We start from the raw sequence: 16,982 nt of genomic DNA, 5'->3' as shown, positions 1-16,982 counted from the left end.
ACCAACAAACAATCTACATAAACCCGCCCCCTTATGCAATATGTTAAAATTATTGAAGAACGCAACAGTTGGCTCATTCAATCGTAGTAAACTAAAAGCGTAGACCTACAATTCTCACTTCCTTTAGTTATTGTTACACAACAGGAAACCAAAATCGTGGATATCGACATTCGTTATAAACCTTCCTTTGCCACAATTTTTCTTACACTCGAACCTGGAGAAAGCATTATTGCTGAATCAGGAGCGATGATAGCAATGGATGCAGCACTCACAATGAAAACAGAATTTAATGGAGGTTTTTTGTCAGGTGTATTGAAAAAGTTTTTTGGTGGTGAATCGCTGTTCGTCAATCGATTTATCAATCCAACACGGCAGTCTCTCCAAGTCGTTCTTTCTCAATCTACAATCGGAGATATTGCCGAAGCTCAAGTCTATGAAAATAACCTCTGTTTTCAACCCGGTGCTTATATTGCCAGTACCCCCGATATCAAATTAGGCGTGCGCTGGGCTGGATTTGCCAGTTGGTTTTCGGGAGAAGGCTTATTTAAATTGCAAGCCAGCGGACAGGGAACAGTATTTTTTGGTGCCTATGGTGGTTTGACTAGCAAGCAAATCAATGGTGACTTCATTGTCGATACAGGGCATTTAGTAGCTTACGAATCGGGAATGAAAATGTCGATAAAAATGGCAGGCGGATTATTAGGTTCGATTACATCCGGGGAAGGGTTTGTGAATAAAGTGACGGGTAAAGGAACAATTTACTTGCAATCCAGAAGTATCGATGGTTTGGTGCAATTTTTATCAAGTAAAGTTTGACTTGCGAGCGAATATATCCATTACCTAGTACCTACTTATGAAAATTGAACTTTTACAACAACCCGACAGCACGATCGCCCGAATCACTCTAAATGCCGGTGAAGAAATCGTTGCTGAGGCAGGTGCAATGGTGGCGATGAGTGGCAATCTACAAGCAAGTACGACATTGCGCCAAGGCAAAGGTGGCGGTATTTTCGGCGGACTCAAACGCATGATTGCCGGAGAGTCGCTATTTTTAAGTGTATTTCGATCGCCAACACCGGAAAATACCTTGTTTTTAGCACCCAAAATGTTGGGCGATATGCTGCACTATCAAATGGGCAAAAGTGGCTTAGTAGTACAAGCAGGTTCTTATTTAGCTAGCACACCAGATGTTAATATTGACTTGGGTTTTCAAGGCTTCAAATCGATGTTTTCTGGAGAAAGTATTTTCTGGCTAGATATGGGGGGTCAAGGAGATGTACTATTGAGTTCCTTCGGCGCAATTTACGAAGTTCCAGTCAAAGGAGAATACATTGTTGATACAGGTCATATTGTCGCCTTTGAGAAAAGTTTAAAGTTTGAAATTACTAAGCCCCCAGGAAGTAGTTGGGTGAGTGCATTTCTCGGTGGAGAAGGTTTAGTTTGTCGATTTAAAGGTAACGGTCGCCTGTTCTGTCAAACCCACAATACCACAGCATTCGGTCAAGCCGTCGGCAATCGTTTACCTCCCAGGTAGCAAGCGTGGAGACTCGCGATATGCAAAACATAAACGGAGATTGCTTTCATAAAAGGGTGCATCTGGTTTTTGAAGAGGGCGAAGCATGACCGCATATAAGTTATTAATTATAATTTCATATTGATTGCGGTCATGCTTCGCCCCTACAGACATATTTGCCAAACTGAAATACACCCTCATAAAACATCGCATTCATGTAAAGTGTTCCTCGCAACGATCATTCTAACTGAACGTTATTGAGCTATCAACTGCCAACTGTCAACTGTCAACTGCCAACTGCCAACTGTCAACTGTCAACTGTCAACTGTCAACTAACTTATATGCCTAAAAACATCTCATATACAATCGAACATTCTCCATCCTATGCCCAACTAAAACTCAAAATTCCTGCCAACCAAACGGTGTTGGTAGAATCTTCGGGAATGGCAGCAATGGATAGTCACATCACCCTGAAATCAAAAGTCAAAGGAGGTTTGATGAAAGGCCTCACGCGAATGTTAGCAGGTGAGTCTTTGTTTATCAGCGAATTTACTTCGCCGGAACGTTCTGGAATACTTTACGTTTCCCCTGGAGTTCCCGGCGATATTCAACATTATCACCTCGATGGCAATAGCTTGATGCTGCAATCTTCTGCTTTTGTGGCATCGAGTTCTACTGTAGACCTTGATACTAAATTTCAGGGATTAAAAGGTTTCTTTAGTGGCGAATCATTGTTTTTTCTCAAAGCAACTGGACAAGGCGATATCTGGTTTAATTCCTATGGCGCAATTCTGGAAATTCCAGTCAATGGAAGTTATATCGTGGACACCGGTTATATCGTTGCCTTTGAGGATACGCTGAAGTATGATGTTGAAGTCCTGGGCGGACTATCCTGGAAAAATTTGAGAACGGGAATTTTAGGTGGAGAAGGCTTAGTTTGTCGTTTCAGTGGACAGGGGAAACTGTGGATACAGTCTCGCAATCTGTTTCCTCTGATTAATTTTTTAAATCCCTTCCGACCGACAAAGAACAATTAGTTTGGTGCTTTTATATACAGCATATTCCATGTATATTTGGTACACACAATTTTGGGAAATTCCGTGTAAGGTGCGTCGCCATATAATCTGCCACTGCTATTCAATAACTCGTAGCGATGCACCCTACAAACTCACGCAAGTCAATCCAAAATCTAAAATCTAAAATCTAAAATCGAATGACCGATCGCAATCCACCCACAAGCAACAGGCAACTGCTAACCTTATTAGGAATCTTTTTAGCCATAGGATGTTTATTGCTTTGGGGAAGCCTCAAACTGGTAGATGGGCTGATTTTATTAATTCCCCCCGAACTCGAACAGCGTTTGGGGGCGTTAGTTATCCCAGCTTACGAAAGTCTTGCGGAATCTTCTCCAGCACAAGATACCCTCAATCAACTTCTCGATCGCCTGGAAACTAAATTACCTAAACAAAAAAATATCGATCGCAATTATCGCCTACTTTACATTCCCGATGATACTGTAAACGCGCTAGCCTTACCTGGAGATACAATCGTTGTTTATCGGGGTTTAATACAGCAATTGGAATCGGAAAACGAGTTGATGATGATCTTAGGTCATGAGTTGGGTCATTTCGCCAATCGCGATCATTTGCGGGGAATTGGACGGGGATTGGCGTTACAATTTGTGGTAGCGGTGTTCGTAGGCGATGGAGGTGGGTTGGTGAATCTTGCCGCTGCGATCGCTTCCAATTTAAGCAAAGCCCAATTTTCTCGCAGTCAGGAAGCCCAAGCCGATGAATTTGGCTTACAACTGCTGGTTTCCCATTACGGGCACGCGGCGGGCGCAGCAGACTTTTTTCAGCGATTAGCGCGACAATCTGGTTTAGATTTTGCTTTGTTATCGACTCATCCGGCACCTGGCGATCGCAGTTTAACGTTAACACAAACGATCGCCCAACGTCGCTATCCGATTCAAGAGCGATCGCTTTTACCCGCAACACTCAAAAGCGATCGATAACAATCAGACACTTAATAATTCCCGCTCTCCCTTGATGGGCTAATACAATAGGTATAATATCAGAGTCTCAACGAGCGATCGCAACCTTACACCAATCCACTAAAACTAGAAATACCCTTCAACAGTTGACAGTTGACAGTTGACAGTTGACAGTTTGAGAGCGACCTCTACCTAGAAGGAAGAGGATTGGAGTAATGAATAGTCTGATTTGTATTTCTCCCGAGCAGGCTTGGGGCTTTCAACCAATTATTTATGGTAAAACAAGTTCAGGCAGTATAACATATGGCAGCATCCAAACGCAAAAATTCTGACAACAAAACAACCGACGGTAAACGAGTAGTTTACTCTGAGTTTGGTAACTACGAAAACTCGGCTGCTCTCGAACGAGGAACCCCGGAAGTTCCCCAGAATCAACAAACTTTGAAAGTAGAAGCATCCCGAAAAGGACGCGGTGGCAAAACAGTTACAGTCATCAGCGGATTTCAAGAAAAACCAGAAACTTTAGCAGATTTAGCCAAGCAGCTAAAAGCCCAATGCGGCACAGGCGGCACAGTTAAGGATAATGAAATTGAAATTCAAGGCGAACACAAGCAAAAGCTACTCGAAATTCTCAAAAAATTGGGCTACAAAGCTAAAATTAGCGGAGGTTAATTGGGTGCATCTGGGTTTTGAAGAGGGCGAAGCATGACCGCATATAACTTATTAGTTATAATCTCATATTTACTGCGGTCATGCTTCGCCCCTACAGATATATTTTCATGCGCCCCAGATGCGCCCGGTTAATTTCTGTTATTCTTCCCTCTTCCCTCTTCCCTCTTCCTTCTTCCCTCTTCCTTCTTCCTTCTTCCCTCTTCCTTCATTTTATGTACACTCGACCCTTAGCCCGTTTGATCGAACAATTGCAGCGCTTGCCCGGAATCGGCCCAAAAAGTGCACAGCGACTCGCTTTACATATTTTAAAGCGACCGGAAGAAGACGTGCAAGCCCTAGCTCAATCATTGATTGATGCCAAAAAACAAGTCGGTTTTTGCAAAGTATGCTTTCACTTATCCGCTGAACCTGTTTGCGAAATTTGCCGCAACACTAACCGGGACGGTTCTACTATTTGTGTTGTGTCAGAATCCCGCGATGTAATCGCCTTAGAAAAAACGCGGGAATACATCGGCAAATATCATGTTGTCGGCGGTGTCATCTCGCCGATGGATGGAATTGGCCCGGAACAATTGAACATTCAGCCATTAGTCCGCCGCGTCAGCCAGCAAAAGATTGCTGAAGTTATTATTGCGATTAGTCCTAGCGTGGAAGGCGAAACTACTACTCTTTATATCGGTCATTTATTGAAACCTTTTACCAAGGTTACGCGAATAGCTTTTGGTTTGCCGATGGGGGGAGATTTGGAATATGCTGATGAGGTAACTTTGGCTCGTGCTTTGGAAGGAAGGAGGGAATTGGATTAGGTGAATTGAAAGAGAAGAGAAATGAACCGCGAAGACGCTAAGGACACGTTCGGCGAAGCCGTTCCCGAAGGGTAGGAAGATGGGAGAGAAGAAAGTGCGATTGCTTTATTGAGGTTCGCAATGACAATTTTGTAAAAAAGGTTAAACTGAATAAAGTTACTGAGAGTGAAAAATATGACTCAATTCGATCGCCCTTTAAGCTACCCTACAACCCGCAAAGCCGAGCAAACAGACGATTATCACGGCGTCCAAGTATCCGACCCCTACAGGTGGCTGGAAGACCCCGATTCAGAGGAAACTCAAGCCTGGGTGGAAGCTCAAAACGCAGTCACTTTCGGCTACCTCAGCCAAATTCCGGCGCGGGAAAAAATCAAACAGCGCCTGACTAAACTGTGGGATTACGAGAAATACGGCATACCTTTTAAACAGGGCGATCGCTATTTTTACTACAAGAATGACGGTCTGCAAAATCAATCCGTACTCTATACTTTACCATCCCTAGACGGCGAACCAAAAGTATTAATTGACCCAAACACTCTCTCAGAAGACGGAACCGTCGCTCTCGGCGGCGTAGCTCTCAGCGAAGACGGCCAACTTATGGCCTACGGTTTGTCAATTTCTGGCTCGGATTGGCAGGAATGGAAAGTTCGCGATGTGGAAACTGGGGAAGATTTATCAGACCATTTAAAATGGCTGAAATTCTCAGGTGCAGCCTGGACTCACGACGGTAAAGGTTTTTTTTACAGCCGCTACGATGAACCCAACGAAAAAACCAAACTCGAAGATGTTAACTATTACCAAAAGCTATTCTATCACAAGCTCGGTACTCCGCAATCTGAAGATGTATTAATTTGCGATCGCCCTGACCAAAAAGAATGGGGATTTAGCGGTGGTGTTACGGAAGACGGCAAGTATTTGATTATATCAGTCTGGCTCGGCACTGACCCGCAAAACCTGATTTTTTACAAGGATTTAACCGCGCCGGAATCAAGCATTGTCGAACTGATTAACAAATTCGAGGCTGAGTACAGTTTCATTGATAACGAAGGCTCATTGTTCTGGTTTCAAACCGACTTGAATGCACCGCTGGGCCGCGTAATTGCGATCGACACTAACAACCCTCCTCCCTTATCCCTAGCGGGCGCTGACACCCCCCTGAATCCCCCCCTTACCAAGGGGGGGTTCACCGAAATCATCCCCGAAGCAGCCGAAACCCTGGGAGGCATTAGCCTTCTCAACAATCAATTTGTCGCTTCTTACCTGAAAGACGCCTACACTCAGATTAAAATCTTCAACTTAGATGGCTCTTTTGCGCGAGAAGTAGCCTTGCCGGGAATTGGTTCGGCAGGAGGTTTTGGCGGCAAGCGGCACGACACCGAAACCTTTTATGCTTACACCAGCTTCACGACTCCGAACACAATCTACCGTTACAATATGCTGACTGATGAAAGTAGCATTTATCGGCAGCCAAAGGTTGATTTTAATCCAGAGGATTACGAGACAAAACAAATATTTTATCCCAGCAAAGACGGTACGCAAGTACCGATGTTTGTCACGCACAAAAAAGGCTTGCAGCTAGATGGCAATAACCCCACTTACCTGTATGGTTATGGTGGTTTTTCTATCTCGCTGACTCCAAGTTTTTCTCTTAGCAGGCTGGTTTGGTTGGAAATGGGCGGAGTTTATGTGACAGCTTGTTTGCGGGGTGGTGGCGAGTACGGCGAATCGTGGCACCAAGCTGGGACAAAGTTGAACAAACAAAATGTGTTTGATGACTTTATCAGCGCTGCGGAATGGTTGATCGAGAATAAGTATACCAAACCTGCTAAATTGGCGATCGCAGGTGGTAGCAACGGCGGCTTATTGGTGGGGGCTTGCATGACTCAGCGGCCAGAATTGTTCGGTGCAGCATTGCCCGCCGTCGGCGTCCTAGATATGTTGCGCTTCCATAAGTTTACCATTGGTCATGCTTGGGTTCCTGAATATGGTTCGTCGGACAATCCCGCAGAGTTTCCCACAATTCACGCCTATTCTCCGCTGCACAATCTGAAAGCGGGAACTGCTTATCCGGCGACAATGATTACAACTGCGGATCATGACGATAGAGTGGTTCCAGCCCACAGTTTCAAGTTTGCTTCGGCTTTGCAAGCAACGCACGCAGGAGAAAAACCCGTGTTAATTCGGATTGAAACAAAAGCGGGACATGGGGGTGGCAAACCTACCGCTAAAGTCATTGAAGAATTGGCAGATGAATGGGCTTTTTTGGTGCGCGAACTCGATATTAACGTTTAACCAGCGCGGGATTGGGTGCGCCTATTCCCTAGGCGCGCACCCGCACTCCTCTCTTCAACTGCTGGTGAACACCACTTACCTGATGGTATGATCTGACACATCTTTTGCTGCTAACCTGATGTTCAATGTGGAAATTGTGCGATCGTTTCATGGCCTGTGGCTGCGGACAACCGATCGCTACAGCATAAATTAGTGTAACTTGTCAACTCCCACTTGTCTTAATTTGCCTGACATTCTGTAACTTTTTGTATGGTTTAGCCTTGGTTCTGAGCTTTTTAGAGATGAAACCCTATTAAGTAAAGTTCGTGGCAATGTCAACTCCCACAAGTAGTAAATCCAAGCTACAATCAAAAAATTTTCTAATTCTCGGAAACGTTTTTTTCAGTGGATTTACGGTCAAGATTTCAGAAAAAATTACACTCCCAACTGTACTGAGAAGCATCCCGTTACCGGAATCACTGCCTTTTTGTCAGCAATACGTAAGTAAGTGCCGATCGCAATCTCAAGGTTATGGGATTAATTTCTTTTCAAGAAAAATACTTGAGTGGCGCAATCAAAACCAGATAATGCTTGCATATCTAAGGGTGTAGTGATTTATTACCTAGGTTAATGCGCGAAGCTGATACAGCATTGTCTATCCAATCCTTCCCTCACATCTTAACTTCAACAAAACACGTAAGTGTTTAATTTATTTCGTAAATATAATTTACAGTAAATTTATATTTCCGTGTATATCGAATGTTCTCAAAGGGGGTAGTTTAAAACTAAGTAACTAAATCAGCGAACTATGAAAACGAGCCCCAATACGTCGAATGTGTCAGCCGTAAAAATACGCAAATCTACTAATATTACCACTACCAACAACTTATTTTTTAAGCCAGCAAACTCTACAGCGTATCTAGAATCGAAAACATATCTAGTCGTTGTTGACTCCCGAGTAGAAAACTACGAGGAATTGATCCGTGGAGTCAAACCCGGAAGCGAAGTATTGGTGCTCGATCCAACCAGAGATGCGATCGCACAAATCACCGAATTTTTGGGGCATTACCACAGCATCAACAGCCTGCACGTAGTTTCTCACGGCCGAGAAGCAGCAGTCGCGATCGGTCGGACAGAACTGAATATTGATAACCTAGAAACCTACAGCAGTCAATTGCAGCAGTGGGGAAAAGCCCTTAACAAACCCGGTAGCATTTTACTTTATGGATGTAACGTAGCTGTCGGCGAATCGGGCATTAAATTCATACAAAAACTCAGCGAATTAACTGGAGCAAATATTGCTGCTTCTAACAACTTAACTGGGAGTGCAGCACTAGGCGGCGACTGGGAATTAGAAATTACCACAGGACAAATCGATGCCGAACTAGCCTTTAAACCAGAAGTCTTAAAAACCTACAATCATGTCCTCGGAACATTAGTTACCGAAAGCTTTCAAAATCCCACAGCATTAGGGCCTTGGATCTACGGAACTAGCGGCGGTGCAATTCAACCGGGATTAACCTCAGGTAGCGGCCCCGGCATCATTCCCAGTTTAGGGCTGGGCGATCCTCCGGGCAGTGGCGCTTTAAGATTAACATCGAATGCGAACAACCAAGCAGCTTTTGTCATCTACAACAACCCAATTTCTTCGACTGACGGCATCAGAGTTGCCTTTGATTTATTTGCCTATGACGGCACCGGTGCCGACGGCATTAGTTTCTTCTTAATTGACGGGGCTGCTACACCAACTCAAGCAGGTGGATTCGGCGGTTCTCTCGGTTATGCTCCCAACAACAGTTCTGGTATACCGGGGATTGTCGGAGGTTATTTAGGTGTTGGATTTGACGAATATGGCAATTTTTCAGATCCGAGTGAAGGGCGTTTAGGTGGCCCGGGATCGATACCTGATGCGGTAGGAATTAGAGGCAGCCAAACCGGAGGATATCAGTTTTTAACTAACAATGTAATTCCCGGCGGCATAGATAATCCTACCGTTACCGATCGCACTCTTGCCAGAAAAAGAGTTCAAATTACTTTACAACCGTCTACTCCCACAATACCCAGCCGTTTTTTCGTTAACATCGACTTAAACGGCGACAACTTATTTAACGGCCCGGGCGAAAGTGCGATCGACATCCCAAATTTGGCGGCTGTAAATGGCACAATTCCGCCGACTTTCAAATTTGGTTTTGCTAGTTCGACAGGGGCAGTGACCAACATTCACGAAATTCGCAATCTCAGCGTTGAAACTGTCACAGCACCTACCATCTCAGCCGATATTGCCACGGTTAAAACTGGCCCCGCATTTGCCCTACCCAACAGCAGTATTACTTACACCATTACGTCCACCAATAACGGGCCCAACGACGCTACCAACGTCCTAATTCAAGATCCCCTGCCTCCGGGCTTAACTTTCAGCAGCGCCGATAATGGTGGGATTTTCAACCCGACAACGCGGAGTGTCAGTTGGCCAGTGATTTCGACTCTGGCTAACGGTGCCAGCGTTACCCGCAGTATTACCGTGACTGCACCTGCCACAATCGGATCGGTAACTAACCTGGCATTTAGCAGCAGCAGCACTTTCGATCCCAACCTGATTAACAACACCGGTGAAGGGATAGTATCTCAAGCTACAACTGCGATCGTTCCCGCTACAGCCGACATCATCACCTCAAAAACAGGCCCGACAACAGCCGTGGCTGGATCGACGGTCACCTATACAATTACCTCACAAAACAGCGGGCCGAGTAGCGCTACCAATGTGACGGTAACAGACGCTTTGCCCGCAGGCTTAACTGGAGTGACAGCCTCCGACGGGGGCAGTTACAATCCTGCCACAGGTGTTGTCACTTTCCCGGCGATCGCAACTTTGGGCATCGGTGCGGCTAACGCCGTCAGCCGCACAGTCAGCTTCAGTACCCCAAATACCGGCACTGTCATCGACATTGCCAGGAGTACAGCCGAAACTCCCGATCCCAATAGTGCCAACAACAACGGCACGGCTGCGATCGCTCAAGTCAGCACCACGATAACGAGCAGCGCCGACGTAGTTACCACCAAAGCAGGCCCGGCATCTGTCACGCCCGGAGCCACTGCCACTTATACGATCACCGCCCAAAACGTCGGCCCTTCGGCAGCCGCCAACGTTTCCATCACCGATACCCTGCCTGTGGGCTTAACCGGAGTGACAGCCTCCAACGGCGGCACTTACAACCCAGCCACAGGTATTGTTAGCTGGACGGCGATCGCAAGTTTGGCAAGCGGGGCAGCCAACGCCGTCACCCGCACAGTCAGCATTGTTGCTCCTGCCAGCGGCACAGTTGCCAACACCGCCAGAAGCACCTCCGACACCGCCGATCCCAATACTGCCAACAACAACGGCACGGCTGCAAACGCGCAAGTCACCACCACGATCACTCCCAGCGCGGACGTAGTTACCACCAAAGCAGGCCCGGCATCGATCGCGCCGGGAGCCACTGCCACTTATACCATCACCGCCCAAAACGCCGGCCCTTCCAGCGCCACCAACGTCGTCATCACCGATACTCTGCCTCTGGGGTTAACGGGAGTGACAGCTTCCAACGGTGGCAGTTACAACCCTGCCACAGGTGTTGTCACTTGGACGGCGATCGCAAGTTTGGCAAGCGGGGCAGCCAACGCCATCACCCGCACTGTCAGCGTTGTTGCTCCTGCCACTGGCAGCGTTGTCAACACTGCCAGAAGCACTGCCGCCACCGCCGATCCTAACAGTGACAACAACAACGGTACGGCTGCGAACGCTCAAGTGACAACTGCGATCGTTGCCGCGAACCAACCTCCGGTAGCCAATAACGCCAACAGCGCGATCGCACCCAGCAGCACCGTTTTACTGACCGGATTGGGAGGCACAGATCCCGACGGGACGATCGCCTCCTTCACCATCAACACCCTACCGCCAGCAGCCCAAGGAACCCTGTTTCTGGGCAATCCCGCGTCTGGGGGAATTGCCGTCACAGCGGGTCAAACTCTCACACCCGCTCAAATCAATCAATTATTTTTCCAAGCGACCAACTCCTTTGCCGGAGCGAACTTCACCTACAGCGCTACCGACAATCAAGGCCTCACCAGTCCCGGCACCGCTACCGTCTCTGCGGTACTGCCGACACCCAACAAACCTCCTGTAGCCAACAACGCCAACATCAGCCTACCTCCGAACAGCACAGCCAACATTGTCGGACTCGGAGCAACCGACCCCGACGGAACGATCGCCTCCTACACAATCAACACCCTGCCGACAGTCGCTCAAGGGGTGCTATTTTTAGGCAATCCCGCCTCTGGGGGAATTGCCGTCACCGCAGGTCAAATTCTCACGCCCGCTCAAATCAATCAATTATTTTTCCAATCTACAGGCACTTTTACCGCAGCCAACTTCAGCTACAGCGCCACCGACAATCAAGGCGCTACCACCCCCGCCAGCGCTAGCGTTGCCGCCGCCATTCCAGTACCATCGCCAACACCCGCACCGGTCAACAAACCTCCGGTTGCCAATCCTGTCAACAGCAGCCAGCAGCCCAGCAGCACCGCTTTATTGACCGGATTGGGAGGCACGGACTCCGACGGGACGATCGCCTCTTTTACGATTAACACCGTGCCACCTGTCTCTCAAGGGCAGCTATTTTTAGGCAATCCCGCCAGCGGAGGCGTAGCGGTGACACCCGGCCAAGTTCTGACTCCGGCACAGATTCAGCAACTATTTTTGCAAGCCACAGGCAACTTTACGGGAACCAACTTCAGCTATACCGCCACCGACAACGGCGGTGCCACCAATGCTGCTACCGCAACTGTAGCGGCAATCCCTCTGCCAGTGCCGACACCAACTCCTGCACCGGTGCCGACACCAACTCCTGCGCCAGTGCCAACACCGACTCCTGCGCCAGTGCCGACACCGACTCCTGCACCGGTGCCGACACCAACTCCTGCACCAGTGCCGCCTCCCAACCAGCCGCCAGTTGCCACAAATGTCAACTTCACTGTTCCCCCCAACACCAGCCCGCGAGTTCCGGGATTGGGAGGAACTGACCCCGACGGGACGATCGTCTCTTTCACCATCAACAGCCTGCCCCCAGCAGACCAAGGACAGGTATTTTTAGGAGATCCGGCCAACGGAGGCGTTCGACTCACACCCGGTCAAGTTCTGACTCCGGCACAGATTCAGCAAATATATTTCCAAACGACGGGCAGCTTTACGGGAGCCAATTTTACCTACAGCGCCACCGACAATCAAGGCGCCACCAGTCCCGCCAATGCTACAGTTACCGCTTTGGTTCCGGTGCCGAACCAACCGCCAGTTGCCACAAATGTCAACTTCAGCACTCCGCCCAACAGTAGCAGGTTAGTCACGGGATTGGGCGGAACCGACCCCGACGGATCGATCGCCTCTTACACCATCAATACTTTGCCACCGGCAGACCAAGGAGTCCTATTTTTAGGAGATCCGGCTTTGGGCGGAGGCGTTCGCGTCACAGCCGGCCAAGTTCTGACTCCCGCACAGCTTCAGCAAATATTTTTGCAAACGACGGCCAACTTTACAGGAGCGAATTTTAACTACAGCGCTACGGACGATCGCGGTGCTACCAGTCCCGCTAATGCTACAGTTGCTGCCATAGCTCCAGCTCCGGCACCGACTCCAACTCCGACTCCGACTCCGGCGCCAATTGTTCTCAACCAACCTCCAGTTGGCATAAATGTCAACTTCAACATTCCGCCCAACAACAGCGTGCGGGTTCCAGGATTGGGAGGAATTGACCCCGACGGGACGATCGCCTCTTTCACAATCAACACTTTGCCACCGGCGAACCAAGGAACACTGTTTTTAGGAGATCCTGCTAACGGTGGGATAGCGATCGCACCCGGTGAAATTCTCACTCCCGGACAGATTCAGCAACTATTTTTCCAAACGACGGGCGAATTTACGGGAGCCAATTTCACCTACAGCGCCACCGACAACGGCGGCCTGATTAGTCCCGGCACCGCTAATGTTGCTGCTATTCGCCCGACGACCAACTTACCGCCATTGGTGAACAATGCTAACTTCAGTATTGCTCCCAGTGGCAGCGCCCAGGTTCCGGGATTGGGAGGCAGCGATCCCGACGGGTCGATCGCCTCTTACACGATCGACACCCTGCCCCCAGCCAACCAAGGAGTTCTATTTTTAGGAGATCCAGCCAACGGTGGCGTTCGCGTCACACCAGGTCAAGTCCTGACTCCGGCACAAATTGAGCAATTATTTTTCCAAGCCACAGGAAGTTTTACCGGAGCCACTTTCAGCTACAGCGCTACAGACGATCGCGGCGGCATTAGTCCCGCTACCGCTACTGTCGCTGCAATCTTGGGGCAGGTGGCGCCAACACCAACCCCAATATCAAATCCGATCGCCGAACCAGATACCGACTGTCTGTGCGAACCCATCGTAGAAAAACCGGGAATTAACTTTGCACCGCCGCCACCAGCGCCCGGAGTTCGATTTGTCCGGCCAATTTCGCAACTGGGAGAGGGACAAACCACCAAAGGTACAGACGGCAATGACTCGATCGCAGACAACAAAGGCAACCAAAAAATCATCGGTTTAAAAGGGAACGACCTGATTTTAGGCAAAGACGGCGCCGACGAAATTTACGGCAATGAAGGCAATGACAGGATTTTTGCGGACACTGACACTGATATTGCTTACGGTGGCGAGGGCAACGATATCATCCGTGCGGGCAAGCAGAACGACTGGATTGCAGGCGACTTAGGCTCTGACACCCTGTTTGGAGACGAAGGTGCCGATACGATTTTGGGAGATAATGGCCGCGATAACTCTAGCAGCGCTGCGGACGATCGCGATTTGATCTTCGGAGGTAACGGCGCAGACATCATTAACGGCAACGAAGGCGACGATACCATCCATGCCGGCAAAGGTAACGATCTTGCCCTTGGAGGCAAAGAAAATGACATCATTTCGGGCCAAATCGGCTCCGATACGTTGATTGGGGGCACCGGCAATGACACCTTGTTTGGCGGTTTCAACGGCAACACAGACTTCGATTCCCAGGGACGCGACTTGCTCTATGGAGGCGACGGCAACGACTTCCTCAGCGGCCAAGAAGCCAACGATACCCTGGTTGCAGGCAAAGGTAACGATCGCGCTTACGGAGGTAAAGGCAATGACCTGATCTACGGTCAATTAGGCTCTGATACCCTCTACGGCGGCGCAGGCAACGATACTCTGCTAGGCGACAAAGGCGGTTCCAACTCAGTTAACGGTGCTAGCGAAGGAGATTTAATCTTTGGCGACACCGGCAACGACATCATCGCCGGTGGCAACGGCAATGACACCGTGCAAGCAGGCAAAGGCAATGATTGCGTTTGGGGCGGCAAAGAGAATGACTTGATTTGGGGCGAATTAGGCTCCGATACCCTTGTCGGCGACAGTGGCGATGACACGATATACGGTGGCGCTCGCAGTCGAGCTCAAGATATCAACGGCCAGGACTTGATCTTTGGCAACATTGGTGCTGACGTACTCTTCGGCGACGAAGCTGACGATACCATCAGTGGCGGTGAAGGCGATGACAGCATTTACGGCGGTAAAAATAACGACCTCATTCACGGAGATCTTGGCAACGACAAGATTTACGGCGGTGACGGCAGCGATGAGCTCTGCGGTGGCGAGGGCAACGATACCATTTATGGCGATCGCTCCGATAACCGGGCTGTCTCGGTGGGCGCAAACGACCAGCAAGACTGCATCAATGGCGATGCTGGCGATGATTTGCTCTACGGCAATGAAGGGGAAGATACCCTGAATGGAGATGCTGGCACCGATACCCTAATTGGCGGTAAGGATAACGACTTGCTCAATGGGGGTGATGGTGATGACTGGCTGTTTGGTGGCTTGGGCGACGATACTTTAATCGGAGGTATTGGGAGCGATCGATTTGTCTTGGGTGCTGACGGTGGCACTGATACTGCGATCGGTTTTGAGGCCGGTGTCGATAAGTTTATTTTGATTGGCCTGAGTTTTCAGGAGTTGCAATTGAGCACCACTCCTGACGGTACGTTGCTGCGAGTCGCAGGAACCGATCGGGTTTTAGCGAATCTGGTGGGGATTAATGGGGCGATCGGATCCTCGGATTTCCTGTCATCAATTATCTTGCCTTCTTAGGGTTATAATTCAATACGGTTTACTTAAGAAAAATCTGACTTGCCCAAAATGGCTATATTGCCAGAAAATCGTCAGATAAAATTCATCAAAAGCATTAAGTAAACCGTATTGAAATACAATCCACTCCATCAAGAGAAGAGTTTTGAACCGTATTGGGGCGCTTTTGGCGCAGAGGCAAGAGTATTGCGAAAGTTTTGGAAAAAAACCTTTTATCCCTCCCCTCTCTGTGTTCTCTGTGTTCTCTGCGGTAAAATCTTCTTAATATCTACTTCACCTCTTTATAATCCAAAAATCGTCAGATAAAATTCATCAAAAGCGTTAAGTAAACCGTATTGGGTTATAATTGGTCGCGAAATTACCCTCTTCTCATAAGAAAACGCCACAGCAACTTACAATTTCTGTGGCGTTTCGATAATTTTCAATAATCTAAAACTCGACTGTAGCAAGGTTTGTAGTAAGGACTTTAGTCCTTCTTGAATGTGGGCTAAAGTCCTCACTACAAACCAAATTCGATCTGATAGAACTCAGAAGTTTACTTGCACATGATCAAGTTTCCAGCCGAGATGAATCCCGGAACAGGGGCTGAAATCTCAACCCAATTGCGGTCTTCTCCATTCTTATCTTTGACTAACTGGAAATTCGGCACAAGCGTTACTTGACCGTTAGCGGGTACGCCGCCTTTAACTGTCGCAGTCTTTGAAGGCTCCGCACGAATAGCTAAACCTTTCGGTGCTACGCGAGGTTCTACTTGGCGGCACAGGCTGACGGGGCCCGTTGTTGGTGCTGGTGTTGGTGCTGGTGTTGGCGCAGGTGCTGGCGCAGGTGCTGGTGCTGGTGTTGGCGCAGGTGCAGGTGCTGGTGCTGGTGCAGGTGCTGGTGCTGGTGCTGGACTTGGGGAAGGTGCTGGTGCAGGTGCTGGTGCAGGTGCTGGCGCTGGCGCTGGCGCTGGTGCTGGCGCTGGCGCAGGTGCAGGTGCAGGTGCAGGCGCAGGTGCTGGTGCTGGTGCTGGTGCTGGACTTGGGGAAGGAGCTTGACTAATTGTGCACGAAGCTAAATTAGCCTCGTTGTTCGGGTATCCGGTAGCTATATACCCTTTTACGGGAGCGGTAATTTGAATCCAGAGGCGGCCGTCGGAGGCTTTAACAGAAGTAGCGCCTTGGAACAGCGTTACCTGAGTATTCATGGCTACACCGCCAACTCTCACGGATTTGGGGTCTGGGCTCTGGCGAACTGTCAAACCTTCTTTGGGAGTTACTTTGCGGCAAAGCGTGTCAGCTTGGGCGATTTGAAAGGTGGCGCTATCTTCAAAGGAAATTTTTTCAGCATCCTGACTGGTAGTGGATGCTGGTGAGGTGGCAACACCGATCGCAGTCGCCTGCACACTTCCGGCTACAATGGCGATCGCGCCCAGCAATGCAGCGGGTTTGTTCCAACAATTCAAGTTTTTCATCCGTTCAACTCCTCAATCTAATCAAAACCATTATCTTTATTGCTGGTCAATATAGCAAAAAAAGCGATTTGTCTTCCAGAAAAATGCTGTCT

Annotated in this window: 9 protein-coding genes; 8 read left to right on the top strand and 1 reads right to left on the bottom strand. The window is 48.8% G+C overall.

Features of this window, described 5'->3' with window-relative positions; all coding sequences use genetic code 11:
* Positions 1-156: 156 nt before the first annotated feature.
* The 8 genes from JGK20_RS08005 to JGK20_RS07970 all read left to right on the top strand — a co-directional run bounded on the left by JGK20_RS08005 (position 157) and on the right by JGK20_RS07970 (position 15,440).
* Positions 157-816, top strand: a complete 660-nt coding sequence (locus tag JGK20_RS08005; RefSeq protein ID WP_293177870.1) for a TIGR00266 family protein — start codon at positions 157-159, stop codon at positions 814-816.
* Between the two features lie 37 nt (positions 817-853).
* A complete protein-coding gene (locus tag JGK20_RS08000; protein ID WP_293177867.1) occupies positions 854-1,534 on the top strand; it encodes a TIGR00266 family protein in 681 nt (226 codons plus the stop codon).
* 320 nt (positions 1,535-1,854) lie between these two features.
* On the top strand, positions 1,855-2,550 hold the full coding sequence (locus JGK20_RS07995) for a TIGR00266 family protein (protein WP_293177961.1): 696 nt from the start codon (positions 1,855-1,857) through the stop codon (positions 2,548-2,550).
* 176 nt (positions 2,551-2,726) lie between these two features.
* Entirely contained in the window at positions 2,727-3,527 is an 801-nt protein-coding gene (locus tag JGK20_RS07990) for a M48 family metallopeptidase (protein ID WP_293230005.1), read from the top strand.
* Between the two features lie 282 nt (positions 3,528-3,809).
* Complete coding sequence (locus tag JGK20_RS07985) at positions 3,810-4,178, top strand: translation initiation factor (RefSeq protein WP_293177861.1); 369 nt, start codon at positions 3,810-3,812, stop codon at positions 4,176-4,178.
* A gap of 212 nt (positions 4,179-4,390) precedes the next feature.
* Positions 4,391-4,984 carry a recombination mediator RecR gene (gene recR / locus JGK20_RS07980; RefSeq protein ID WP_293177858.1) on the top strand — a complete coding sequence of 198 codons (594 nt, stop codon included), beginning with the start codon at positions 4,391-4,393 and terminating at the stop codon, positions 4,982-4,984.
* Positions 4,985-5,158: 174 nt separating this feature from the next.
* A complete protein-coding gene (locus JGK20_RS07975; RefSeq protein ID WP_293230017.1) occupies positions 5,159-7,276 on the top strand; it encodes a prolyl oligopeptidase family serine peptidase in 2,118 nt (705 codons plus the stop codon).
* A 787-nt stretch (positions 7,277-8,063) separates the two neighbouring features.
* Positions 8,064-15,440 (top strand): DUF4347 domain-containing protein, encoded by a 7,377-nt coding sequence (locus JGK20_RS07970; RefSeq protein WP_293230002.1) that lies wholly within the window; start codon positions 8,064-8,066, stop codon positions 15,438-15,440.
* Positions 15,441-15,972: 532 nt separating this feature from the next.
* Here JGK20_RS07970 and JGK20_RS07965 read toward each other — a convergent pair.
* Complete coding sequence (locus JGK20_RS07965) at positions 15,973-16,890, bottom strand: SH3 domain-containing protein (RefSeq protein ID WP_293177852.1); 918 nt, start codon at positions 16,888-16,890, stop codon at positions 15,973-15,975.
* Positions 16,891-16,982 lie beyond the last annotated feature (92 nt).

Origin of the sequence: Microcoleus sp. PH2017_05_CCC_O_A (assembly GCF_020738785.1) — a bacterium.
In the GTDB taxonomy this organism is placed as follows: Bacteria; Cyanobacteriota; Cyanobacteriia; order Cyanobacteriales; family Microcoleaceae; genus Microcoleus.
Note: the sequence above shows the minus strand (reverse complement) of the source record. Positions and strands in the feature narration are given on the sequence as shown.